This window comes from Acidovorax sp. sif0632, assembly GCF_019218805.1.
GTDB lineage: Bacteria > Pseudomonadota > Gammaproteobacteria > Burkholderiales > Burkholderiaceae_C > Acidovorax > Acidovorax facilis.
The window spans coordinates 387019-409581 of sequence record NZ_JAHUWW010000001.1 but is presented as its reverse complement, the minus strand read 5'-3'; the positions used below and the strand labels follow the sequence as shown (position 1 = coordinate 409581).

Sequence of the window (22563 nt, the reverse complement as noted above, 5' to 3'; positions counted from 1 at the left end):
AATCAAGGGTGTGACAGCACGGCCAGCGCCACGGCCTGCGCGCGCGGGACAAAGGTGGACAGCTCGCAGTACTCGCGTTCGGTGTGTGCATGTCCGCCCACCGGGCCCGTGGCACACAGCGTGGGCACGCCCACCGATGCGGTCAGGCCGCTGTCGGCCGCACCGCCGGTGAACTCGCCTTGCACCTCAAAGCCCAGCGCGCGTGCACCTTGCTGGTACAGAGCCAGCAAGTCGTCCGGGGTGGGCTTCATGGGCATCGTGCGGCGCGCGGTGATGACACGGCCCTGGGTGCGGGGCACGGACTCTTCTTCGACGATGGCGCGCACGCGCTCCAGCAGCTCGTCGGGGTCGGTGTCGGCGGTGAAGCGCAGGTCCACCTCGGCGCGTGCGTGTGGGGCGACCATGTTGGGCACGATGCCGCCCTGCACCACGCCCACGTTGCAGGTGATGCCCGTGGCCGGGTCGGTCAGCGCATGCAGCGCCAAGGTCTTGCGGGCCAAGGCTTCGATGGCGCTGGCGCCAGCCGCGTGGTTGATGCCCGCATGCGCGGCCACGCCCTGCACCTCGAACTCCACCACCATCGAGCCCTTGCGGCTGGTGACCACGTTGCCGCTCACGCGGCCGGGCTCGGCGTTGAACACGGCACGCGCCCCCCGCACGCGGGCCATGATGAGGTCACGCGTGGCGGGCGAACCGATCTCTTCATCGCACGAGAAGAACAGGTGCAGCGGCGCCTGCAGGCCGCCGCAGCGCGCAAAGGCCTCGGCCACGAACACGTTGAGCACCAGGCCGGACTTCATGTCGGCCACGCCGGGGCCGTAGGCGCGCCCCGCTTCTTCGCGGTAAGGGCGCTTGGCCACGGTGCCATCGGGAAACACCGTGTCCATGTGCCCCATGAGGATGATGGGCGCTCCACCGGCTGCAGCGCCCTCTGCTGGGTTGACCTGCGCATGCAGCAGCACGCCATAGCCAGACACGGGCTCAAACTGCACCGGTACACCGGCCGCCTGCAGGCGCTCGGCCAGGGCATGGGCCACGGCCGTCACGCCCGCCTCATTGCGGCTGCCGCTCTCGATATTGACCACCTTTTGCAACAGGTCTTGCATGGACTGCTGCTGTCTGGCCAGCCAGTCCAGGACCTGCGCACGCACCGGCAGCAGACCTTCGTTCAGGGTATTGAGCATCGTTGTCCTTGGGCAAGCCCCAGGTAGGGGCAAAATTTGGGTCGCAGTGTTGCACGCGACCCGGGCTTCTGCAACGTATTTTGCACGAATGAGAATTTTATGAAATCATCATTGCACGAATCCAGCGCCTTGCTGACCGAGCGGCTGGCCCGCCAGGACGCCGACCTGACCGCCAGCGAACGGGCGCTGGCCGAGGCCCTGGGGCGCGACTACCCCCACGCTCTGCTGGAGTCCGCCACCGCCCTCGCTGCGCGCACTGGCACCAGTGCATCGACCGTGGTGCGGCTGTTTGCCAAGCTGGGCTACGGCAGCTATGCCGAGGTCCAGCGCGAGGCGCGGGCCGAGGTCACCGCCCTGCTGCAAACGGCCGGGCAGCGCGCACCCGTCACCATCGGCACCCGGCGCAGCCTGCAACAGTGCGTGGACGATGCGCTGCTGCACGACCAGCACAACCTCACCACCACGCGCGACGGGCTGGACATGGCGGCCTTCGAGGCCATGGTGGCGCGCATTGCACAGTGCAAGGGACGCATCTTTGTGCTGGCGCAGATCAACAGCGCCCCAGTGGCCGCCTGGCTGGCGCTGCACCTGAACATGTGCCGCCCGGGCGTGCACGAACTGGGGGCTGGCGCGGTGGACGCCACCGACCAGCTGCTGTGGATCCAGCCCGAAGATGCCTTGCTGGTCTTCAGCATCCGCCGCTACGCCAGCGGGCCGGTGAAAGTGGCGCAGCGCTTTCGCGACGCGGGGGCCCAGGTGCTGGCCGTCACCGACAGCGCCGCAGCGCCCTTGGCCGCGCTGTCCCACCACCGGCTGCAGGTGCGCACGTCCAACGCATCGCCGTTCGACTCGTACACCGCTGCGTTCTTCCTGTGCAACGCGCTGGTGTCGGCCGTGGCCCAGCTGCGGCACAAGGCGGTGTCCGAGGCACTGAAGCGGCGCGATGACCTGTGGACGGATTTCGAGTCGCAACTCATCGTGGAAAGTCCCTCGCCAGCCGGTCGGCGGAGCAAGCGCTAGCCTGCGCGCAGCAGTCGTTCAGCCTTGGGGGGCCCCATGAAAAAAGCGCTCCAGAGAGCGCTTTATGAAGCCCCAAACCCCTGCGGCACGGGCGTGCAAGCACCGTTCAGTGCTGCAGGATCTTGTTGAGGAAGTCCTTGGTACGCGGCTGGCGTGCGTCGGGGTTGTTGAAGAAGTCGTCCTTGGAGCAGTCTTCCAGGATCTTGCCGCCCACGTCCATGAAGATCACGCGGTTGCTCACCTTGCGGGCAAAGCCCATTTCGTGGGTCACGCACATCATGGTCATGCCTTCGTTGGCTAGGCCCACCATCACGTCCAGCACTTCACCGACCATTTCGGGGTCGAGCGCGGAGGTGGGCTCGTCGAACAGCATTACGATGGGGTCCATCGACAGCGCGCGCGCAATGGCCACACGCTGCTGCTGGCCGCCCGAGAGCTGGCCGGGGAACTTGTCCTTGTGCGCCATCAGGCCCACACGTTCGAGCATCTTCAGACCGCGCTTCTTGGCGTCGTCCGCGCTGCGGCCCAGCACCTTGATCTGCGCAATGGTCAGGTTGTCCGTCACCGACAGGTGCGGGAACAACTCGAAATGCTGGAACACCATGCCTACGCGGCTGCGCAGCTTGGGCAGGTCGGTCTTGGGGTCGTGCAGTGCAATCCCGTCTACCGTGATCTCGCCCTTCTGGAAGGGTTCGAGCGCGTTGATGGTCTTGATCAGCGTGGACTTGCCTGAGCCCGAGGGGCCGCACACCACCACCACTTCACCCTTTTGGATGGTGGCCGTGCATTCGTTGAGCACCTGCACCGGGCCATACCACTTGGATACGTTTTTGAGTTCGATCATTTCTTTTTCCTCAATCCAATCTCTTTTGCACCAGCATCGATCAGCGGATGATCGCGATCTTCTGGTGCAGGCGCTTGACCGCCCAGGACAGCGCGTAGCACATGATGAAGTACAGGACCGCAGCGGCCAGGTACGCCTCAATCGGACGACCAAAGTTCTTGCCCGCCACTTCAAAGCCCTTGAGCATGTCGTAGGCACCGATGGCGTAGACCAGCGACGTGTCCTGGAACAGGATGATGGTCTGCGTGAGCAGCACCGGCAGCATGTTGCGGAACGCCTGGGGCAGCACCACCAGCTTCATGTTCTGGCCGTACGTCATACCCAGCGCCTGGCCGGCATACACCTGGCCGCGTGGGATGGACTGGATGCCAGCGCGCATGATTTCGCTGAAGTAGGCCGCTTCAAAGGCGATGAAGGTAATGATCGCCGACACTTCCGCGCCAATGGGGCGGCCGATGATGGCTGGCACCAGCAGGAAGAACCACAGGATCACCATCACCAGCGGAATGGATCGCATGCCGTTGACGTAGATGGTCGCAGGAACATCCAGCCACTTCTTGCCCGACAGGCGCATGAGCGCCAGCACCGTGCCGAAGATCACGCCACCGATGGTGGCGATGAGCGTGAGCAGCAGGCTGAAATACAGCCCTTTGAGCACGAAGTTGGAGATCAGCTCCCAGTTGTAGAAGGAGAAATCGATATTCATATCAATGCCCCCCTCCGGCCGCGCCGCTCACGACCATGCCAGGGATGCGTGCGCGTTTTTCGATGAAGGCCATGATGCGGTTGATGGCAAAAGCCGAGATGATGTACAGCGTCGTCACCGCCAGGTAGACCTCGATGCCGCGCGAGGTTTCTTCCTGCGCCTGCATGGCAAACATCGTGAGTTCAGCCACCGACACGGCAAACGCCACGGACGAGTTCTTGAAGATGTTCATCGTCTCGCTGGTCAGCGGCGGGATGATGATGCGAAACGCCATGGGCAGAAGCACATAGCGGTAGGTCTGGAACGTGGTGAAGCCTACGGCCAGACCTGCGTACCGCTGGCCGCGTGGCAACGCCTGGATGCCGGAGCGCACCTGCTCGGCAATACGTGCCGACGTGAAGAAGCCCAGTGCCAGCACCACCAGCGCAAAGCCAGGAACGCCCCTGAGCACCGGAAATAGGCTGGGTAGCACGTGGTACCACAGGAAAATCTGCACCAGCAACGGAATGTTGCGAAACAGCTCGACCCAGGCATTGCCCAAGCGCACGATCATGGGCCGGTCCTGCAAGGTACGCAGCGTCCCGATCAAGGAACCCAACACAAGCGCCAGCACCAAGGCCAGCACCGAAACAGACACCGTCCAACCCCAGGCCGACAGCATCCAGTCCAGGTAGGTGATATCGCCGCCCTTGCCAAAGCAGCTTTGCACGACTTCCCTGTCCATGGTGTCCTGGCAGAACACCTGCCAATCCCAACTCATAGGAGCACCCCTTAAATTCTTGGTATTGCGTTGGGCGCAACCCTTTGCGAGCCCAACAAAAAAGCCCCTTCAAACCGGTTGGCCGAAGGGGCACAAGCGTTCAGAAAATTACTTCTTTGCGTAGTCTTCCATGGGCTTGTCATTGGGCGATGCCCATGCTGCCTTGGTAGCGTCGGACATCGGCAGACCAATCTTGGTGTTGGTCGGTGGCACGGGTTGCATGAACCACTTGTCGTACAGCTTGGCCAGCGAACCGTCTGCAATCTGGCGCTTGATGGAGTCGTCCACGGCCTTCTTGAAGGCTGGATCGTCCTTGCGCAGCATGCAGGCGATAGGCTCCACGCTCAGAACTTCACCGACGATCTTGTAGTCGGCAGGGTTCTTGGACTTGGAGATGTTGGCAGCCAGGATAGAGCCGTCCATCACAAACGCATCGGCGCGGCCGGTTTCCAGCATCAGGAAGCTGTCAGCGTGGTCTTTGCCAAAGACTTCCTTGAAGTCGATGCCGCCAGCACGCTCATGCTTGCGCAGGGTTTGCACCGAAGTGGTGCCCGTGGTGGTGGCGATGGTCTTGCCGTTCAGGTCCTTGATGGACGTGATGCCCGAGTTGGCCTTGACAACGGTGCGCACTTCTTCCACGTAGGTGGTCACGGCAAAGGCAACGTCCTTTTGGCGGGCGGCATTGTTGGTGGTGGAGCCGCACTCCAGATCCACGGTGCCATTGGTCACCAGGGGAATACGGTTTTGCGAGGTTACGGGCTGGTACTTGATATCCAGCTTGGGCAGGCCCAGTTGCTTCTGGATGTCGGCCAGGACGATTTCGCCCATTTCAGTGTGGAAGCCCACAAACTTGCCGTTACCCAGGGTGTAGGAAAGACCGGAAGATTCGCGAACGCCCAGCGTCACGCTACCCGAGGCCTTGATCTTGGCCAGGGTATCGGTGGCTTGAGCGAAAGCGCTACCTGCAGCCAGGGCGGTCACGGCAACCGCGAGCAAATGCTTCTTCATTGGTATCTCCTTGTGTGTGAAGCTAAAAACGGGGGGATTCTAGAGATTCGCCCACGCCAGCAGTGCCGGCAGGTCGCATTCTCCAAAAACAGAAACCTCGACCGGGATATTAGTCAGAACGGAACCTGGTCGGTGGGGTATTTCCAGAAGTCGCGCAACAAGTAGCTGACCGGCAGGTTCAGCACCGTGTTGTTGGGAGGGATGGGTTTGTTAAACCACTTGTCATAAATGGGGTAGATGTCCCGGCTGGTGATCAGGCGGCGCATCTCTTCATCAATCAGCTTTTTGAACTCGGGGTCGTTCTTGGGCAGCATGATGGCCAGTGGCTCGGTGGTCATGAAGCGGCCTACCACCTTGAGCGCCTTGGGGTCAGGCCGCCCGGCGGCCAGGCCATACAACAGCACGTCGTCCATCACAAAAGCATCGGCCTCGCCCTTCTCGACCATCTCGACCGCCTTGGCGTGGTCCGGCGCCTCAACAATGGTGATCCCCATCAGGCGCTCGCGGTTGGCCTGATCGGCGGCCTTGAGCGGTGTCGTGCCCTTGGTGGACACCAGCTTCTTGCCATTGAGGTCTTCCACGCGGTCGATGGGGCTGGAGGTCTTCACCAGCAGCCGCGCACCAGTGATGAAATGGGGGATGGTGAACGCAACCTTCTGGCGCCGCTCGGCGTTGTTGGTGGTAGAGCCACACTCCATGTCGGCTTTTCCCTGCTCGATCATGGCGATACGGTTGGCCGGCGTGACCGCTACAAGCTCGACCTCCATGTCCTTCTTGCCGGTTTTCTTGCGCACCACCTCGGCCAGGCGCAGGCACAGGTCCATGGCATAACCCACCGGCTTGCCGGACTGGGTGTCGATGTACGAAAAAGGCACCGACGATTCACGGTACGCAATCACCAGCTTGCCGCCGGCACCGATGCGCTCCAGCACCGAGGCCTGCGCAGAGGCCGCGAAAGCGCAGCTTGCAGCGGCAAGGCCCCAGGCAATTCCCCAATGCTGAACTTTCATACGGCGTCTCGGTGAGTGGATGGATCGGATTCGCAATGTTCGTGCCACCGTGGGGACTAAGAATCTGCTCTTAGACGGCACACGCTGCGGCAGCCGACCCAGCGATGGCGCCGACTGTACGTGTCGTTACCGTGAAATTCCAATGCCGTTTGCGCGCGCAACTATGCAAACTGTTTATATCCGTATTTACCCTTAGCATGACCCGGCCTGCGCTTGAAGGTACATCCACAGCGCCTGTGCCGTGCCTTTGGGAGCCTCTTTGCCCGCTGGTTTTTCGCGGTAGGCGCGCACATCCATGGTCATCTGCAGGCCTTCGCTATCGACCGGTGCTGCACTGACCAGACGGCGCGAACGCAATTCTTTCTTCACGGCGCTGTGCGGCAGAAAGGCCACGCCATGGCCTTCGAGCGCCATGGCCTTGAGGCCCTCGGCCATGTCGGTTTCGTACACGCGCTCCAGATGGATGGGCGTGCCGGATTCCTTCAGGATCAGTTCGGTCACGCGTCCCAGATAGGCGCCCGGGGCGTAGCCTAGGTAGGGCAGTGGTTGCCCGGCCCGGCCCGGCAGGCGGTGCACGGGTTGTCCGTCGGCGTCGGCCTTGCTGTAGGGGGAGATCACTTCCTGCCCCAGGCTCACCATCTCGTAACGGTCGGCATCCAGCTGGAAGGGCTGCGAAGGGTGGTGGTAGGCAATCAGCAGATCGCACCCGCCCTCCACCAGGCGCATCACGGCGTCGTGCACATTCAACGCAATCAGCCGGCTTTTGAACGGCCCAAACTTGTCGTGCAAGCTCGACACCCAGGCCGGGAAAAACGTGAACGCCAGCGTGTGCGGCACGGCGAACTCGATCATGTCCTTGCCCGCGCTGGTGTGCGCCCGCAGCATGGCACGCGTGTTCTGCAGCGCCTGCAGCACTTCCAGAGACTGGTCGTACAGGGTCTTGCCAGCCGGAGTGAGTCGGGTGGGGTAAGAGCTGCGGTCCACCAGATCGGTGCCAGCCCAGGCTTCCAGCGCCTGGATGCGCCGCGAGAACGCGGGCTGCGTCACATGCCGCAGCTGCGCTGACCGGCTGAAGCTGCGGGTTTCCGCAAGACTGACGAAATCTTCAAGCCACTTGGTTTCCATCGGCGCATTATCCGCGCGGGCGCTGCAACGTGCTGGCACCGGGCATCAGGGTTTCCACAGGCCCGTGCGCCTGCGGCCCTCGGCTCCATGCGCGTCTCCCGGCTGCGCTGCCCCCCGCACCAATGCTGTGCATGCATAGCGAGCGACGCATAATACCCAGCGCGTCTACCCCGCTTCTCCCTCGGTCAACGCCCCAGGTGCACAACGCCGCCGGGCAGCAAGATCGGCATTTGCCCCGTGTTCTTCTGACTCCCCGCGTTCATGTTCACCTCCACTCCCGATGGGCAGCCCTCTGCGCCCATAGTGCCTGCAGCGCCCGCTGCCGCTGACGAACCCCGCTCCCTGCGCCTGGAAGACTGGCTCATCGTCCTGACCATGGCCGCCCTGGCGCTCATCACCTTTGTGAACGTGGTGTTGCGCTATTTCACCGATGCGTCCTTCGCCTGGACCGAAGAAATATCGGTGTTCCTGATGATCGTGCTGGCCATGGTCGGCGGCTCCGCCGCCGTGGCGCGCCAGTTGCACATACGCATCGAGTTCTTTGCCGATGGCGGCTCCGAGCACCGGCGTCAGGTGCTGGCGCAGTTTGGTGCTCTCATGGTGGCGCTGTTGTTTGGGCTCATCACGGTGCTGAGCATCCGCGTGGTGTGGGACAACTACCGGTTTGAAGAGACATCGCCCGGCATCGGTGTGCCGCAGTGGTGGTACACCGTCTGGCTGCCTGTGCTGTGCGCGCTGACCACAGCCCGGGCACTGCAACTGTTTGCCCGCCTGCGGCGTGCATCGGCCGCATCGACCGCACCGAAGGCCCGCCCGTGATCGCTACCCTGCTGTTTGTCGCCTTCCTGGGCATGATGTTTCTGGGCGTTCCGATTGGTGCGGCCCTGGGTCTGGCGGGCGCCACGGCCATTGCCGTGGCCAATGCCGAGACCCCTTGGTTCGGCCTGCTGGCCGTGCCGCAGAACTTTTACGCAGGCCTGGGCAAATACCCGCTGCTGGCCATCCCGATGTTTGTGCTGGTGGGCTCGATCTTCGACCGCTCAGGCGTGGCGCTGCGGCTGGTGAACTTTGCGGTGTCCATCGTGGGCCGAGGGCCTGGAATGCTGCCGCTGGTGGCGATTGCCGTGGCCATGTTCCTGGGCGGCATCTCCGGCTCGGGCCCCGCTACCGCAGCGGCGGTGGGTGGCGTCATGATCGCCGCCATGGCGCGCGCCGGGTATCCCGCTGCCTACTCGGCGAGTGTGGTGGCAGGCGCAGCAGCCACCGACATCCTCATCCCGCCATCGGTGGCGTTCATCGTGTATTCGGTGCTGGTGCCGGGCGCCTCGGTGCCTGCCTTGTTTGCCGCAGGCATGTTCCCAGGCATCCTGGCGGGCATTGCGCTGATCGTGCCCGCCGTGTGGCTGGCACGCCGCCACAAGATGGGTGGCGCTGAAGCCGACATGCCCCGCCCGCCGTTCTGGCGCAGCCTGCGCGAGGCGGCGTGGGGGCTGGCCGCGCCGGTGGTGATTCTGGGCGGCATGCGTGCCGGCTGGTTCACTCCCACCGAGGCTGCCGTGGTGGCCGTGTTCTACGGCCTGTTTGTGGGCATGTGCATTCACCGCACGATCCGTGTGCGCGACCTGTTCACCATCCTGCGCGAAGCCGGTGAACTGTCGGCCGTGATCCTCGTGGTGGTATCGCTGGCTGGCATCTTTGCGTTCTCGCTGTCCACCCTGGGAGTGATCGACCCCATCACCCGCACCATCGTGCAGTCGGGGCTGAGCGAGCAAGGTGTGCTCGGCGCGCTGATCGTCATGCTGCTGATCGCAGGCATGTTCCTCGACGGCATCTCCATTTTCCTGATCTTTGTGCCCCTGCTCATGCCCATCATGCAGCACTACCAGTGGGACGTGGTGTGGTTCGGCGTGGTGCTGACCCTCACGGTGGCCATCGGCCAGTTCACCCCACCCATGGCCGTGAACCTGATGGTGTCCAGCAAGATTGCCGGTGTACGCATGGAGCAGACCACCCGCTGGGTCGTCTGGCTGGTGCTGGCCATGACGCTGGCGATGCTGCTGGTCGTCGTGTTTCCGCAGATTGCGCTCTGGCTGCCCCAGCGGCTGGGCTACTGATTTTTCCTCACCCATTCACCATCCAACAAGGAGACAACCGATGAAACTGCGCACCTTCCTCACCTCTGCCGTGGCCGCCGCAGCCGCCCTGGCCTTCACCGCACCTGCCGCCATCGCACAAACTGCGTACAAGAGCGAATACCGCATGTCGCTGGTGCTGGGCCCCGCGTTCCCCTGGGGCAAGGGCGGCGAGCTGTGGGCCAACAAGGTCCGCGAGCGCACCAATGGCCGCATCAACATCAAGCTCTACCCCGGCGTGTCGCTGATCCAGGGCGACCAGACGCGTGAATTCAGCGCGCTGCGCCAGGGCGTGATCGACATGGCCGTGGGCTCCACCATCAACTGGTCGCCCCAGGTCAAGCAACTCAACCTGTTCTCGCTGCCCTTCCTGTTCCCCGACTACGCCGCCGTGGACGCTGTGACGCAGGGCGACGTGGGCAAGAGCATCTTCGCCACGCTGGACAAGGCTGGTGTGATGCCACTGGCCTGGGGCGAAAACGGCTACCGCGAAATCTCCAACTCCAAGAAGGCGATCAAGACCCCTGAAGACCTCAAGGGCCTGAAGATCCGCGTGGTGGGCTCGCCGCTGTTCCTCGACACCTTCACCGCCCTGGGCGCCAACCCCACGCAAATGAGCTGGGCCGACGCACAGCCCGCCTTTGCCAGCGGCGCGGTGGACGGACAGGAAAACCCCTTGTCCATCTTCACCGCCGCGAAGCTGCATAGCGTGGCGCAAAAGCACATCACTCTGTGGGGCTATGTGAACGATCCGCTGATCTTTGTGGTGAACAAGGAGATCTGGAACAGCTGGACCCCAGCCGACCGCGAGATCGTCAAGCAAGCCGCCATCGACGCGGGCAAGGAAGAAATCGCCCTGGCCCGCAAGGGCGTGGTCGAAGCCGACAAACCTCTGCTCAAAGACATCGCCGCACTGGGCGTGACGGTGACCCAGCTGAGCCCCGCCGAACGAGCCGCCTTTGTGAAGGCCACACGCCCGGTATATGACAAGTGGAAGGGCCAGATTGGTGCCGACCTGGTCACCTCGGCCGAGAAGGCGATTGCGGCCCGCAAGCAATAAGCCAGACGCTGGTTCGCCAAAGCCCCCAACAAAAGCCCCGCTCGCGGGGCTTTTTGCTGTCGCTGGATCCTTGCAGGGCGGGAGCCGGTCGCTTCACTATTGATAGCTATCGACGCTTACCAGTAAAGCGCCAGAGGCACTTTTTATCTAAATTTCACGACCACCCACGGCTGCACCACCAACGCACGGCGCCGGGTGTTTGACGGCGTTCTTGCGCAGCTTGTTCTCCACCGCCTGCGCCAGGTCCACACCCGCGTGGTCTGCCAGCTGCAGCAGGTACAGGAGCACATCGGCAACCTCATCGGCAATGGGCTCCGTGAGCGCCGGGTCATCACGTACCGCCAGCGACTGCTCGGGGGTCATCCACTGAAAAATCTCGGTCAGTTCCGCCGCTTCCACCATCAGCGCCATCGCCAGGTTCTTGGGGGTGTGAAACGGCTGCCACTGCCGCTCGGCGGCAAAGGCGCGCAGCCGCGCCTGCAAGGCATCGACATCCAGGGGCATTGCCAAAACTCCTCATTTGATAGCTGCTTGCGCTTATCCATAAAGCGCTAGAGCCATTTTTCATTCAAATTTCAGAGCGGAGACACCGGCGCCTCGCCTGCCAGATGGCGGCGAGCGTTTTCCAGGAAACGGTCCACCGAAGCCTGCACCGCCTCGGGCGACCAGCCCGCCACATGGGGTGTCAGCACCACGTTGTCCAGGTCCAGCAGTTCAGCCGGGGGCGCGGGCTCGCTCTCGTACACATCCAGGCCTGCTGCCGCAATGCGACCTTCGCGCAGCGCGGCGGCCAGGGCGGCGGTGTCGATCACGCTGCCGCGCGCGATGTTGACCACCACGCCGCGCGCGCCCAGGGCATTCAGCACCTCAGCGTTGACCAGGTGCTTGGTGCCCGCGCCACCGGGCGTGGCGACCACGAGGAAGTCCGACCATTCGGCCAGCGCCTTTACATCGCCAAAGTAGCGGTACGGCACATCGGTGCGCGCGCTGCGGTTGTGGTAGCCCACCTCGATCTCGAAGCCCAGCGCGCGCTGTGCGATCTTCTTGCCGATGGTGCCCAGGCCGATGATGCCCAGGCGCTTGTGCGACACGTTGGGCGGCAGCGGCAGGGCCGTGCGCCAGATGCCTGCGCGCGTGGCCTTGTCCAGCGGCAGGATGCGGCGCTGCGCGGCAATCAGCAGGCCCCAGGTGTGGTCGGCCACACAGTCGTCATTGGTGCCCGCGCCCGTGGCCACCACAACGCCCCGCGCCTTGGCGTGGGCCACGGCGATGTTCTCGTAGCCTGCGCCCAGCGCGCAAATCAGCGTGAGCGCGGGCAACGCATCGATCTGCGCGGCTGAGAGGCCCGTGGCGCCGATGGTCAGGACCACGGTGATGCGCGCGCCATGCTCGGCAATGGCGGCTGCGGCTTGCGCAGCGTCGGGCGCGTAAACCAGCTCGAACGACTGCGCCATCTGGGCGCGATGTTCTTCGGACAGGAACATGAGGGCAAGCAGTACAGGCTTCATGGGATAGTGCAATCTCGAAAAAAGAAAACGGGACGCTACGCTTTGCATCGTGCGCTTCGCGCAGAGCGTACAAAACCGGCGCGGCCCAGGCGCGGGACGCCTAGCAAGGGCCGCCCCGCAGCGATGGCGTCGTCCCCCTCAGGGGGAAGGCGCCGCAGGCGACTCAGGGGGGGCCTCCTGCTGGAGAGACCACATGCTCGCGTAGCGGCCACCCTGGGCCAGCAGCTGCGCGTGCGTGCCGCGCTCGATGATGCGGCCCGCGTCCATGACCAGGATCTCGTGCGCATCCACCACGGTGGAGAGGCGGTGCGCAATCACCAGCGTGGTCTTGTTCTGCGCCACGCCCTGCAGCTCGGCCTGGATGGCGCGTTCGTTGGCGGAGTCCAGCGCGCTGGTGGCCTCATCAAAGATGAGGATCGGCGGGTTCTTGAGCAGGGTGCGGGCAATCGCCACGCGCTGCTTTTCACCGCCCGAGAGCTTGAGCCCGCGCTCGCCCACCATGGTGGCGTAGCCCTTGGGCGTGCTGGCAATGAAGTCGTGGATGCGTGCGGCACGGGCGGCGGCTTCGATCTCATCCTGGCTGGCACCGGTGCGGCCATAGGCGATGTTGTAGGCCACCGTGTCGTTGAACAGCACCGTGTCCTGCGGAACGATGCCAATCGCCTGGCGCACGCTCGCCTGCGTCACGCTGCGGATCTCCTGCCCCGCAATGGTGATGCGCCCCTGCTGGATGTCGTAGAAGCGGAACAGCAGCCGGGCCAGTGTGGACTTGCCCGAACCCGAAGGCCCCACCACCGCCACCGTCTTGCCCGCAGGTATCTCGAAGCTGATGCCCTGCAGGATGGGCCGGCCGCTGCTGAGGTCGCTGCCTTGGCGCACGTCGTAGGAAAAGTGCACGTTCTCAAAACGCACGGTGGTCTGGCTCAGCCCCGCCAGCGGCTGGGCGCCGGGTGCGTCGGCCACTTCGCGCTCTTTGTCCATGAGCGTGAACATCTTGTCCAGGTCGGTGAGGCTCTGCTTGATCTCGCGGTAGATCACGCCCAGAAAGTTGAGCGGGATGTACAGCTGGATCATGAAGGCATTGACCATGACGAGGTCGCCCAGCGTCATGCGGCCATCGACCACGCCCTGAGTGGCGCGCCACAGCATGGCCACCAGGCCCACTGCAATGATGAGCTGCTGGCCGGTGTTGAGCATCGACAACGTGGTCTGGCTTTTGAGGCGGGCCAGGCGCAACCGCTCCAGGCTTTCGTCGTAGCGGCGGGCCTCAAAGCCTTCGTTGTTGAAGTACTTGACCGTCTCGTAGTTGAGCAGCGAATCCACGGCCTTGGAGTGTGCTGCCGAGTCGAACTCGTTGGCCTCGCGGCGGAACTTGGTGCGCCACTCGGTCACCAGCACGGTATAGGCGATGTACAGCACCAGCGCGGCCAGCGTGATCCAGGCAAACCAGGCATCGAACTTGACGGCCAGCACACTCAACACCAGGATCACCTCGATCAAGGTGGCAAACACGTTGAACAGCGAAAACGAGATCAGTGACTCGATGCCGCGCACACCGCGTTCGATGTCGCGGGTCATGCCGCCGGTCTGGCGCTCCAGGTGAAAGCGCAGGCTCAGCGCGTGCAGGTGCTCAAAGGTCTGCAGCGCAATCGAGCGCGCTGCGCCCTGCGTAGCCTTGGCAAACACCAGCTCGCGCAGCTCGGTGAACAGCGAAGTGGACAGGCGCAGTGCCCCGTACGCCACCAGCAAGCCCACCGGCACCACCAGCAGCGCGGCGGGGTCACCAGGCTTGAACGCCATCGCGTCCACCAGTGTCTTGAGCAGCAGCGGCACGCTGACGTTGGCCAGCTTGGCGCCCACCATGAACACAATCGCCGCCACCACGCGCCACTTGTATTGCCACAGGTAAGGGAGGAGCCGCCTCAGCGTGACCCAGTCGGACTTGGGGGGCGCGGGCGTGCCAGGGGTGGGGGGGGCGGTTTCGCCAAGGTGGCGCATGGGGGACAATTCCGGTTGTTGTTGTTTTTACCGACCCGGCTGATGCCAAGGTGGTTTTTTTGCGGGCCAGCCGCCTTGCAAAACCCCAGGTTCCGACAAGGATTGGCTCAGCCCCAACCGAGATTGTGCCCATGTCTGCCGTTTTCAGCCCACCACCCGCCGCATTGCCCACCGACAAGGAACTGGTGCTCAAGGTCATCCCCATGCCCGCCGACACCAATGGCAATGGCGACATTTTTGGCGGCTGGGTGATGGCGCAGGTGGACTTGGCGGGCTCTGTGCTGCCCGCGCGCTACATCCAGGGCCGCATGGCCACGGTGGCCGTCAACGAATTCATCTTCAAGCAGCCCGTGCGCGTGGGCGACATCCTGTCGTTCTTCTCGTCCATCACGCGGGTGGGCAACACCTCGGTCACCGTGGAGGTGGAGGTGTATGCCGAACGGTTTACCGACCAGGGCCGGTATGTGAAGGTGACGGAGGCGCGCCTGACCTATGTGGCCATCGACGACCAGGGCAGGCCGCGCCCGGTGCCCAAGCACAACGCGCCGGGGTGAGAACACGGAAGGTCGGCTCGCGCAGACCGCGCTTGGCGGTGCGCGGACGCCTTCATGGCCCGGTCAGGCGGCCAGCGCAGTGGCCGGTTCGGTGCGCAGAGGAGCTGCCGTGCGCTGCAGAGTGCTGCTGGATGACGAGGGCGAGAACCCGGCCTCGATCTCACCCGCCAGCTGACCGCCCTCTTCCACCACCAGTTTGCCGTAGCGGATCTTGCCGTTGACCTTGCCGGTGCTGTAGATCACCAGCTTCTGGCGCACGGTGAGTGTGCCGTTGAACTCGCCATGGATCTCGGCAATGTCAATCTCGGCAGAGCCCTTGAAGGCGCCATGCTCAGCAATCTGGATCACGCGCGAATCCATGGTGGCTTCCACCGTGCCTTCGACCACGAGGGTGTCGCAATCGGTAATTTCCACGCCCTTGAGCTTGATGTTCGGGCCCACCGTGAGCTTGCTGCCAGAGCTGTCGCTGGTGCTGGCGGCCTTGGGGACAGCAGGGCTGGCCACCGGCTGTGCAGCCGCAGAACTGCTCGCCGCTGAGCTCCCCAATACGGAGCCTGAAGTGGTGCTGTTGCGGGGTTGGAACGACTCGGGTTCACGCTTGCCAAAGAAGGGGTTTTGCACGGCCATCAGATCTCCTTGAAAAGAGAGTCATCGTAGGTATCGCGCCCCGTGAAAGATGCCCTGGTTACGCAAGAACGGTAACCAAACGGTTCTCTCGTAGCATGCGCTTGCAAGGCTTGCGGGATCACACATTCGACACATGGCAACGCCCCGTGGCGAGACGGCTCAGGAGCGCGCCACAATCAAGAGACGATGTAAGCCGCAGCTCCGGCCGACATGATCTGCCCATCCGGCCCCAGGAACTCCATGCGCGTGGTTGCGACACGCGAACCCAGGCGCAGCACCTGGGCGCGCAGCTCGAAGTGGCTGCCAATGCCGGGGCGCAGGTAGTCAATGCGCAGGTCGATGGTGCCCAGCTTGGCAAAGCGGTGCAGGCGCTGCTCGGGTGCTTCATCCAGGTGTTTGGCGCCAATCGCGGCCATCACGGCCAGCCCGCCCATGGCATCGAGCCCCGCGCTGATCACGCCGCCGTGGATGCGGTTGTAGGCATAGTGGCCCACCAGGTCCGGTTTCATGTCGATGCGGCCCACCACACCATCGGGAGCCAGTGACGTGATCTTCAGGCCCAGCACCTGGTTGAACACGATTTTTTCTTCAAAGATGGATTTGAGCCCGGCAATGAACTCGGGCTCAAAGGCTTGCGGGGCTGGGGTGGCGGTGGATTTGCTCATGGGTCTCCTGGGGGTCACTGCGGGATGGTGCGTGCAATCGAAACCATCCAGATGCTCCTGATTTTGTAGCTTCTCACGCTTAATAGATAAGCGCTAGAGGCTATTTTTACTTAAAACTGGCCGTGGCGCACTTGCCCTGCGGCAAACCGCGAGGCGCCGCGCAGTGCTTCGACCAGGCATTCGCGGCCGCCCGCCTATTCCTGCAGCAAGGCTCGCCGTAACAGCAGCCCTTCGGCGGCGAGCGCGCTGGTGCGGGCTGTGCTGGCATCCACCGCGTTGTGCACATCGGGCCTGCGCCATGTCACCAGCGTGACACCACCTTGCACTTCAACCCCTGCGGATATGTGGCTCTCCTGTGGCCCGGTGTCAGAACCTGTTCACCCACCCGACGTTACTCCTATTGCGCAGGGTGCAGCACTGCGTCAATATCCGCCGCTACCCGCTCGCCCGCCCCATCAGGGTTAGCCCCGAGTGCGGTATGCACAGCACGCGTGCACCATTATTTATACAAAGCAATCGCTTTGTATAAATATTCTGCAGGACCTGCGCAAGCGACGATGCGGCCATCCCATGCCCACGAGGCATCCACCCCGCATTTACCCGCTTTGCGTATCACTTATTCTGGAGAGCCAGTGTGCAATTTGTGCAACTGTTGATCAGCGGTGTCTCGCAGGGGTGCATCTACGGGCTGATCGCGCTCGGGTTCGTGCTTATCTACAAAGCCACGGAGACGGTGAGCTTTGCCCAGGGCGAACTCATGATGCTTGGCGCTTTCTGTGGTCTGGCGCTCATGACCGTGCTGGGCTTTCCCTTCTGGGTGGCGGTGCTCGCCAGCATCCTGGCCATGGGGCTGTTTGGCACGGTGCTGGAGCGCGCAGTGATCCGACCCATCCTGGGCCAGCCCGCGTTCTCCATCGTCATGCTCACCATCGGCATCGGCTACGTGCTGCGCGGCCTTGTCACGATGATCCCCAACATCGGCACCGACACCCACACGCTGCCCGTGCCCTACAAGGACCAGTCCCTGCGCTTGGGCGAACTGGTGGTCAGCGCCGAGCAACTGGTGGTGATCGGCGCCACGGGCGTGCTGTGCGTGCTGCTGTTTGCCATGTTCCGCTACAGCAAGCTGGGCATTGCCATGCAGGCCGCGTCGCAGAACCAGCTCGCGGCCTACTACATGGGCATTCCCGTGCAGCGCCTCAACGGCCTGGCCTGGGGGCTTGCCGCGGCGGTGGCGGCGGTAGCCGGGCTGCTGTTGGCGCCCATCACCTTTGTGCACGCCAACATGGGGCTGATCGGGCTCAAGGCCTTCCCCGCCGCCGTGGTGGGCGGCTTTGGGAGCCTGCCCGGGGCCATCGTGGGCGGGCTGGTGATCGGCATTGTCGAATCGCTCTCGGGCTTCTATCTGCCCGATGGGTTCAAGGACACAGCCGCGTACATCGTCGTGCTGATCATGCTGATGGTCAAACCCAACGGACTGTTCGGCGAGAAGCTGAGAAAGAAAGTCTGACCCATGCGCTTTCTCTTCAAGACCTCGTACGAGCAAGACATTCGCCTCGCCAAGCATGGCGGGCATGTGTTCTGGTACAGCCTGCTGTGCCTGGCCCTGGTCGCCGCGCCCTGGGTGGCGCCTGAATACTGGTTGGCACAGCTCACCTTTGTGCTCATCTACGCCATCGTGGGCCTGGGGCTGATGCTGCTGGCGGGCTTCACCGGCTTGTTCTCGCTGGGGCATGCAGCGTTTCTGGGCGTTGGGGCATATACGCAGGCGGTGCTCACTGGCATGGGCTGGCCGTTTGCGCTGTCGCTGGCCTGCGCGGCGGGGCTGTCGGCGGCTGTGGGCGTGGTGGTGGGGCTGCCAGCACTCCGCGTCAAAGGCATCTACCTGGGCATGGCCACGCTGTCCTTCGGCTTCATCGTGGAAGAGGTGTTCGCGCGGTGGGAGTCGGTCACAGGCGGCAACTCCGGCAAGCACCTGGTGCCGCCACAAATCGCGGGCTACTCGTTCGAGACCACAGAGTCGTTCTACTTTCTGTGCCTTGTGATTGCGGTGGTCAGCACGCTGGCCATCCTGAACCTGCTGCGCTCACCCACAGGCCGCGCGTTTGTCGCAATCCGTGATTCAGAGATCTCCGCGCAGAGCATGGGCATCCACCTCGCGCGCTACAAGACGCTGTCGTTCTCCATATCGGCTGCACTTGCAGGCATCGGCGGTGCGTTGTACGCGCACAAGCTGCAGTTCATCTCGCCCGACCAGTTCAACATCCTGCAGTCCATCGACCTGCTGCTGATGATCGTGATCGGCGGGCTGGGATCGGTGCATGGAGCGTTCCTGGGGGCCATCTTCCTCATCACCATGCCGCAGATGATTTCGCTCAGCAAGGACTGGCTGCCCGCCGCCATCGGCCAGGCACCGGGCCTGCAGGCGGTGGTGTACGGCGCGGTGCTGATCGCCTTTGTGCTGTTCGAACCCATGGGCCTGTATGGCCGCTGGCTCAAGGTGCGCACCTGGCTGCAGATGTTCCCGTTCTACCGCAAGGGCTTGTTCAAGCGGCAGAAGTCGTTCCAGAAATCAGATCGCTTGAAATGAAGCACCCCCTGAGTCGCTTCGCGCCTTCCCCCTCTCTCGATTCGCTGCGCGATTCGGGAGGGGAACGCCCCCAGCGCGGCGGGGCGGCCCTTGCGCGGGGGCACTGGCCTCGGTCACGCCAGTCGCAAAGGCTGCGGACGGCATTCAGCACACTGGACCAGTGAAATGACCCCAATTGCTGTACCCATGACTGACGAAATCCTGCTCAGCGCCCAGAACCTCAGTGTGCGCTTTGGCGGCGTGCTCGCGGTCAACAACGTGAGCTTTGACGTGCGCCGTGGCGAGGTGTTCACGCTCATCGGCCCCAACGGCGCGGGCAAGACGACGGTGTTCAATCTCATCAGCCGCATCTACACGCCCACCACCGGCACCATCGCCTATGCGGGCCCGGGCGGGGCCCTGCTGCCATTGACCGACCAGCCGCCGCACAAGGTGGCAGGCCTGGGCATTGCACGCACCTTCCAGAACATCGAACTCTTCGAGCACGCGAGTGTGCTGCACAACCTGTTGATCGGCCGCCACACCCGACAGCACAGCAGCCTGTGGGCCGAGATGTTCTTCACGCGCAAGGTGCGCGAAGGGGAAATTCAGGCCCGGGAGAAGGCCGAGCAGATCATCGACTTTCTCGACCTGCAGCACTACCGCGACACCATGGTCGCCGGCCTGCCCTACGGCGTGCGCAAGGTGGTGGAGCTGGCCCGTGCGCTGTGCACCGAGCCGCAGTTGCTGCTGCTCGACGAGCCCTCGTCGGGCCTGAACGTGGAGGAGACGGACGACATGGCCTTCTGGATCCAGGACATCCAGCACGAGCTGGGCATCACCGTGCTGATGGTGGAGCACGATATGTCGCTGGTCTCCAAGGTATCCGACCGCGTGCTGGCCATGAACCAGGGCGAGGTGGTGGCCATGGGCACGCCGCGCGAGGTGCAGACGCACCCCGGGGTGATTGAGGCGTATCTGGGCACCATCGACGAAGTGAGCAACCTGCGCCGCCCGGCGGGGTCCCACATGGGGGTTCGGGCATGAGCGCCACGCCGAGCCGCCCCAAGCAAGCTCGCACCGCAGTGCGCTGCACGGAGGTTTCCTAATGAGCGCCGTACTTGCCGCTACCAGCACACCAGTTGCTGCAGCAGCTGACCAACCCCTGCTGCGCCTGCAGAACGTGGAAAGTGCCTACGGCCCCATCAAGGCCATCCGGGGCGTCAGCCTGCAGGTGCGGCGCGGCGAGATCGCCGCCGTGCTGGGCAGCAACGGCGCGGGCAAGACCACCATCCTGAAGACCATCAGCGGCATCATCGACCCGCGCAAGGGCTCCATCGAATTCGCGGGCGCCGACATCACTGCCAACGACCCGGCAGCGATCGTGCGTCGGGGCCTGATGCACGTGCCCGAGGGGCGCGAGGTGTTCCCGCTGCTCTCGGTGCGCGACAACCTCCTGATGGGAGCCTATACGCGCGCCGACAAGGACGCAGTGGCGCGCGACATCGAAACCGTGTTCGGCTACTTCCCCATCCTGAAGGAGCGCGCCGCGCAGGACGCGGGCCTGCTGTCGGGAGGGCAGCAGCAGATGCTGGCGATCTCGCGCGCGCTCATGGCCAACCCCGAACTCATCCTGCTGGACGAGCCCAGCCTGGGCCTGTCCCCCAAGCTCACCAAGGAGATCTTCGAGATCGTGGTGCGCATCAACCGTGAGCGCGGCACCACCATCCTGCTGGTCGAGCAGAACGCCAACATGGCGCTCAACGCATCGGACTACGGCTATGTGCTGGAGAACGGCCGCATCGTGATGGAAGACAGCTGCGAGCGCCTGCGCGAGAAGGACGACATCAAGGAGTTCTACCTTGGGATGAAAGATGTCGGCGTGCGTGGAGAGCGGCGCTGGAAGAAAAAGAAGACCTGGAGATAAGCGCAAATGTCTAACCTCTGGGACCTCGATCACATCCAGCCCGCAGGCACCGACGTGCTTGCGGGCGACACCATCGCTGCCATGTTCTGGAACGCTGTGGCCGAGCGCGGCCCGCGCGTGTGGATGCGCCAGAAGGAGCTGGGCATCTGGAAGAGCTGGACCTGGGACCAGACGGCGGAAGCCGTGCGGGAGATTGCGGGCGGCCTGATGTCGCTGGGTTTTGCGCCCGGCGAATGTGCATCCATCCTGTCTAACACCAACATCGAATGGGTGCTGGCCGATCTGGCCGTGCTGAGCTGTGGCGGCGTGGCCAATGGCATCTACCCCACTGACGCGGCGGCGCAGGTGCAGTACCTGAGCGAAGACTCTCGCACCACCGTGCTGTTTGTGGAAGACGATGAACAGCTCGACAAGGCCCTGGAAGTGCGCAGCAGCCTGCCCCTGCTGCGCAAGGTGGTGGTGTTCGACATGGAAGGCCTGCGCAGTCTGAACGACCCCGATGTGCTGAGCCTGGCCGCCCTGCGCGAGCTGGGCAGGGCCTGGAATGCACAACACCCCGACGCGCTGATGCAGCGCGTCAAGGCCTGCCGACCCGAAGACTTGGCCATCCTGGTCTACACCTCGGGCACCACCGGCAAGCCCAAGGGTGCCATGCACACGCACGCCGCGCTCACCTACACCGTGCGCGGCTACAACACGCTGATCTCGCGCAGCGAGGCGGATGAGACCATGTGTTTTCTGCCCCTGTGCCACATCGCCGAGCGCATGGGGGGCGAATACTTCTCGCTCTACACCGGCGCGCGCCTGAACTTTGTGGAGAACCCCGACACCGTGCCCGAGAACGTGCGCGAGATCGCGCCCACGGTGTTCACCGCCGTGCCGCGGGTATGGGAGAAGTTCTATTCGGGCGTGATGATCGCACTCAAGGAATCCACACGCATGCAGCAGGCGGCCTATGCCTGGTCGATTGGCGTGGGCACCCGCATCGCAGATCGGGTGCTGGCCGGACAGCCGGTGGACGGTTTGCTGAAGGCGCAGTTCATGCTGGCGCGCTTTCTGGCGCTCAACAATGTGCGCAAGCTCATCGGCATCCACCGTGCGCGCTTTCTGGTCACAGGCGCAGCGCCCATTTCGCCCGACCTGGTGAAGTGGTACCTGGCGCTGGGCGTGCCCATGCTGGAGGTGTGGGGCATGACCGAGACCTGCGGCGCCTCCACCGGTGTGCCGGCCAGCCGCATCAAACCCGGCTCCATCGGCCCGGCGGCCAGCTACAACGAGGTGCGCATCGACCCCGCCACGGGAGAAATCCTGGTGCGTGGCCCCAATGTGTTCAAGGGCTACCTCAACCAGCCCGAGAAAACCGCCGAAACCATCGACCCCGAAGGCTGGCTGCACACGGGCGATGTGGGCCTGATCGACGCCGATGGCTACCTTCGCATCACCGACCGCATGAAGGACATCATCATCACGGCGGGCGGCAAGAACATCACGCCGAGCGAGCTGGAGAACGAACTCAAGTTCAGCCCTTACATCACCGATGCGGTGGTGATTGGCGACAAGCTGCCCTACCTCACGGTGATCATCATGATCGACCAGGAGAACGTGGAGAAGTACGCGCAGGATAACGACGTGCCGTTCTCCAACTACGCCAGCCTGACCCGCACGCGCGAGGTGCAGGAGCTGATCCAGGCCGAGATCGACCGCGTCAATGCCAAGTTCGCCCGCGTGGAGCAGATCAAGAAGTTCTTCCTGCTCGACACCCAGCTCACGGCCGAGGATGAAGAGCTGACACCCACCATGAAGCTCAAGCGCAAGCTGGTGCAGCAGAAGTACGCACCGCAGATTGAGGCGATGTACCGGTAGGTG

General features: G+C 63.7%; 22 protein-coding genes. 10 read left to right on the top strand and 12 right to left on the bottom strand.

Going from position 1 to position 22563, the window contains the following annotated elements:
- Positions 1-2: 2 nt before the first annotated feature.
- Complete coding sequence (locus KW832_RS01860; protein ID WP_218298839.1) at positions 3-1184, bottom strand: M20 family metallopeptidase; 1182 nt, start codon at positions 1182-1184, stop codon at positions 3-5.
- Positions 1185-1283: 99 nt separating this feature from the next.
- Here KW832_RS01860 and KW832_RS01855 point away from each other — a divergent pair, with 99 nt between their 5' ends.
- Entirely contained in the window at positions 1284-2204 is a 921-nt protein-coding gene (locus tag KW832_RS01855; RefSeq protein ID WP_218298840.1) for a MurR/RpiR family transcriptional regulator, read from the top strand.
- A gap of 106 nt (positions 2205-2310) precedes the next feature.
- Here KW832_RS01855 and KW832_RS01850 read toward each other — a convergent pair whose 3' ends face one another.
- From KW832_RS01850 to KW832_RS01825, 6 genes are all read right to left on the bottom strand, one after another.
- On the bottom strand, positions 2311-3048 hold the full coding sequence (locus tag KW832_RS01850; RefSeq protein WP_055400819.1) for an amino acid ABC transporter ATP-binding protein: 738 nt from the start codon (positions 3046-3048) through the stop codon (positions 2311-2313).
- Positions 3049-3088: 40 nt separating this feature from the next.
- Entirely contained in the window at positions 3089-3754 is a 666-nt protein-coding gene (locus KW832_RS01845) for an amino acid ABC transporter permease (protein WP_055400821.1), read from the bottom strand.
- Position 3755: 1 nt separating this feature from the next.
- Positions 3756-4514, bottom strand: a complete 759-nt coding sequence (locus tag KW832_RS01840) for an amino acid ABC transporter permease (RefSeq protein WP_055400823.1) — start codon at positions 4512-4514, stop codon at positions 3756-3758.
- Between the two features lie 108 nt (positions 4515-4622).
- Complete coding sequence (locus KW832_RS01835) at positions 4623-5522, bottom strand: amino acid ABC transporter substrate-binding protein (protein WP_121507575.1); 900 nt, start codon at positions 5520-5522, stop codon at positions 4623-4625.
- Positions 5523-5635: 113 nt separating this feature from the next.
- Positions 5636-6532, bottom strand: coding sequence for an amino acid ABC transporter substrate-binding protein (locus KW832_RS01830; RefSeq protein ID WP_121422279.1), 897 nt, complete (start codon positions 6530-6532; stop codon positions 5636-5638).
- A 192-nt stretch (positions 6533-6724) separates the two neighbouring features.
- Positions 6725-7657 (bottom strand): LysR family transcriptional regulator, encoded by a 933-nt coding sequence (locus KW832_RS01825; protein ID WP_055400828.1) that lies wholly within the window; start codon positions 7655-7657, stop codon positions 6725-6727.
- Between the two features lie 261 nt (positions 7658-7918).
- On the opposite strand from KW832_RS01825, the gene KW832_RS01820 reads away from it, so the two are divergent.
- The 3 genes from KW832_RS01820 to KW832_RS01810 are packed head-to-tail and all read left to right on the top strand — an operon-like array spanning position 7919 to position 10849.
- On the top strand, positions 7919-8476 hold the full coding sequence (locus KW832_RS01820; RefSeq protein ID WP_218298841.1) for a TRAP transporter small permease: 558 nt from the start codon (positions 7919-7921) through the stop codon (positions 8474-8476).
- Positions 8473-9771, top strand: coding sequence for a TRAP transporter large permease (locus KW832_RS01815; protein ID WP_218298842.1), 1299 nt, complete (start codon positions 8473-8475; stop codon positions 9769-9771). Before KW832_RS01820 ends, KW832_RS01815 begins: the two co-directional genes overlap by 4 nt.
- 40 nt (positions 9772-9811) lie before the next feature.
- Entirely contained in the window at positions 9812-10849 is a 1038-nt protein-coding gene (locus KW832_RS01810; RefSeq protein ID WP_121422276.1) for a DctP family TRAP transporter solute-binding subunit, read from the top strand.
- Positions 10850-10996: 147 nt separating this feature from the next.
- Here KW832_RS01810 and KW832_RS01805 read toward each other — a convergent pair whose 3' ends face one another.
- From KW832_RS01805 to KW832_RS01795, 3 genes are all read right to left on the bottom strand, one after another.
- Positions 10997-11353: a nucleotide pyrophosphohydrolase gene (locus tag KW832_RS01805; protein ID WP_218298843.1), complete on the bottom strand. Its 357-nt coding sequence runs from the start codon at positions 11351-11353 to the stop codon at positions 10997-10999.
- 71 nt (positions 11354-11424) lie between these two features.
- Complete coding sequence (locus KW832_RS01800; RefSeq protein ID WP_218298844.1) at positions 11425-12357, bottom strand: 2-hydroxyacid dehydrogenase; 933 nt, start codon at positions 12355-12357, stop codon at positions 11425-11427.
- 138 nt (positions 12358-12495) lie between these two features.
- Entirely contained in the window at positions 12496-14355 is a 1860-nt protein-coding gene (locus tag KW832_RS01795) for an ABC transporter ATP-binding protein/permease (protein WP_218298845.1), read from the bottom strand.
- Between the two features lie 131 nt (positions 14356-14486).
- Between KW832_RS01795 and KW832_RS01790 the strand changes: the two genes are divergently transcribed.
- Positions 14487-14909 (top strand): acyl-CoA thioesterase, encoded by a 423-nt coding sequence (locus tag KW832_RS01790; RefSeq protein ID WP_055393750.1) that lies wholly within the window; start codon positions 14487-14489, stop codon positions 14907-14909.
- Positions 14910-14972: 63 nt separating this feature from the next.
- Here the strand turns inward: KW832_RS01790 and KW832_RS01785 are convergent, their stop codons facing one another.
- Positions 14973-15536, bottom strand: a complete 564-nt coding sequence (locus KW832_RS01785) for a polymer-forming cytoskeletal protein (RefSeq protein ID WP_218298846.1) — start codon at positions 15534-15536, stop codon at positions 14973-14975.
- Between the two features lie 176 nt (positions 15537-15712).
- The gene (locus KW832_RS01780) at positions 15713-16201 is read right to left on the bottom strand and encodes a thioesterase family protein (protein ID WP_176888282.1); all 489 of its coding nucleotides are present in this window, start codon (positions 16199-16201) and stop codon (positions 15713-15715) included.
- Between the two features lie 634 nt (positions 16202-16835).
- Here KW832_RS01780 and KW832_RS01775 point away from each other — a divergent pair.
- The 5 genes from KW832_RS01775 to KW832_RS01755 all read left to right on the top strand — a co-directional run bounded on the left by KW832_RS01775 (position 16836) and on the right by KW832_RS01755 (position 22560).
- On the top strand, positions 16836-17711 hold the full coding sequence (locus KW832_RS01775; protein ID WP_121422272.1) for a branched-chain amino acid ABC transporter permease: 876 nt from the start codon (positions 16836-16838) through the stop codon (positions 17709-17711).
- 3 nt (positions 17712-17714) lie between these two features.
- Entirely contained in the window at positions 17715-18791 is a 1077-nt protein-coding gene (locus KW832_RS01770) for a branched-chain amino acid ABC transporter permease (protein ID WP_055393742.1), read from the top strand.
- Between the two features lie 186 nt (positions 18792-18977).
- A complete protein-coding gene (locus tag KW832_RS01765; protein ID WP_218298847.1) occupies positions 18978-19817 on the top strand; it encodes an ABC transporter ATP-binding protein in 840 nt (279 codons plus the stop codon).
- A 61-nt stretch (positions 19818-19878) separates the two neighbouring features.
- On the top strand, positions 19879-20697 hold the full coding sequence (locus KW832_RS01760) for an ABC transporter ATP-binding protein (RefSeq protein ID WP_108498494.1): 819 nt from the start codon (positions 19879-19881) through the stop codon (positions 20695-20697).
- A gap of 6 nt (positions 20698-20703) precedes the next feature.
- Positions 20704-22560 (top strand): long-chain fatty acid--CoA ligase, encoded by a 1857-nt coding sequence (locus KW832_RS01755; protein WP_218298848.1) that lies wholly within the window; start codon positions 20704-20706, stop codon positions 22558-22560.
- Positions 22561-22563: the final 3 nt, after the last annotated feature.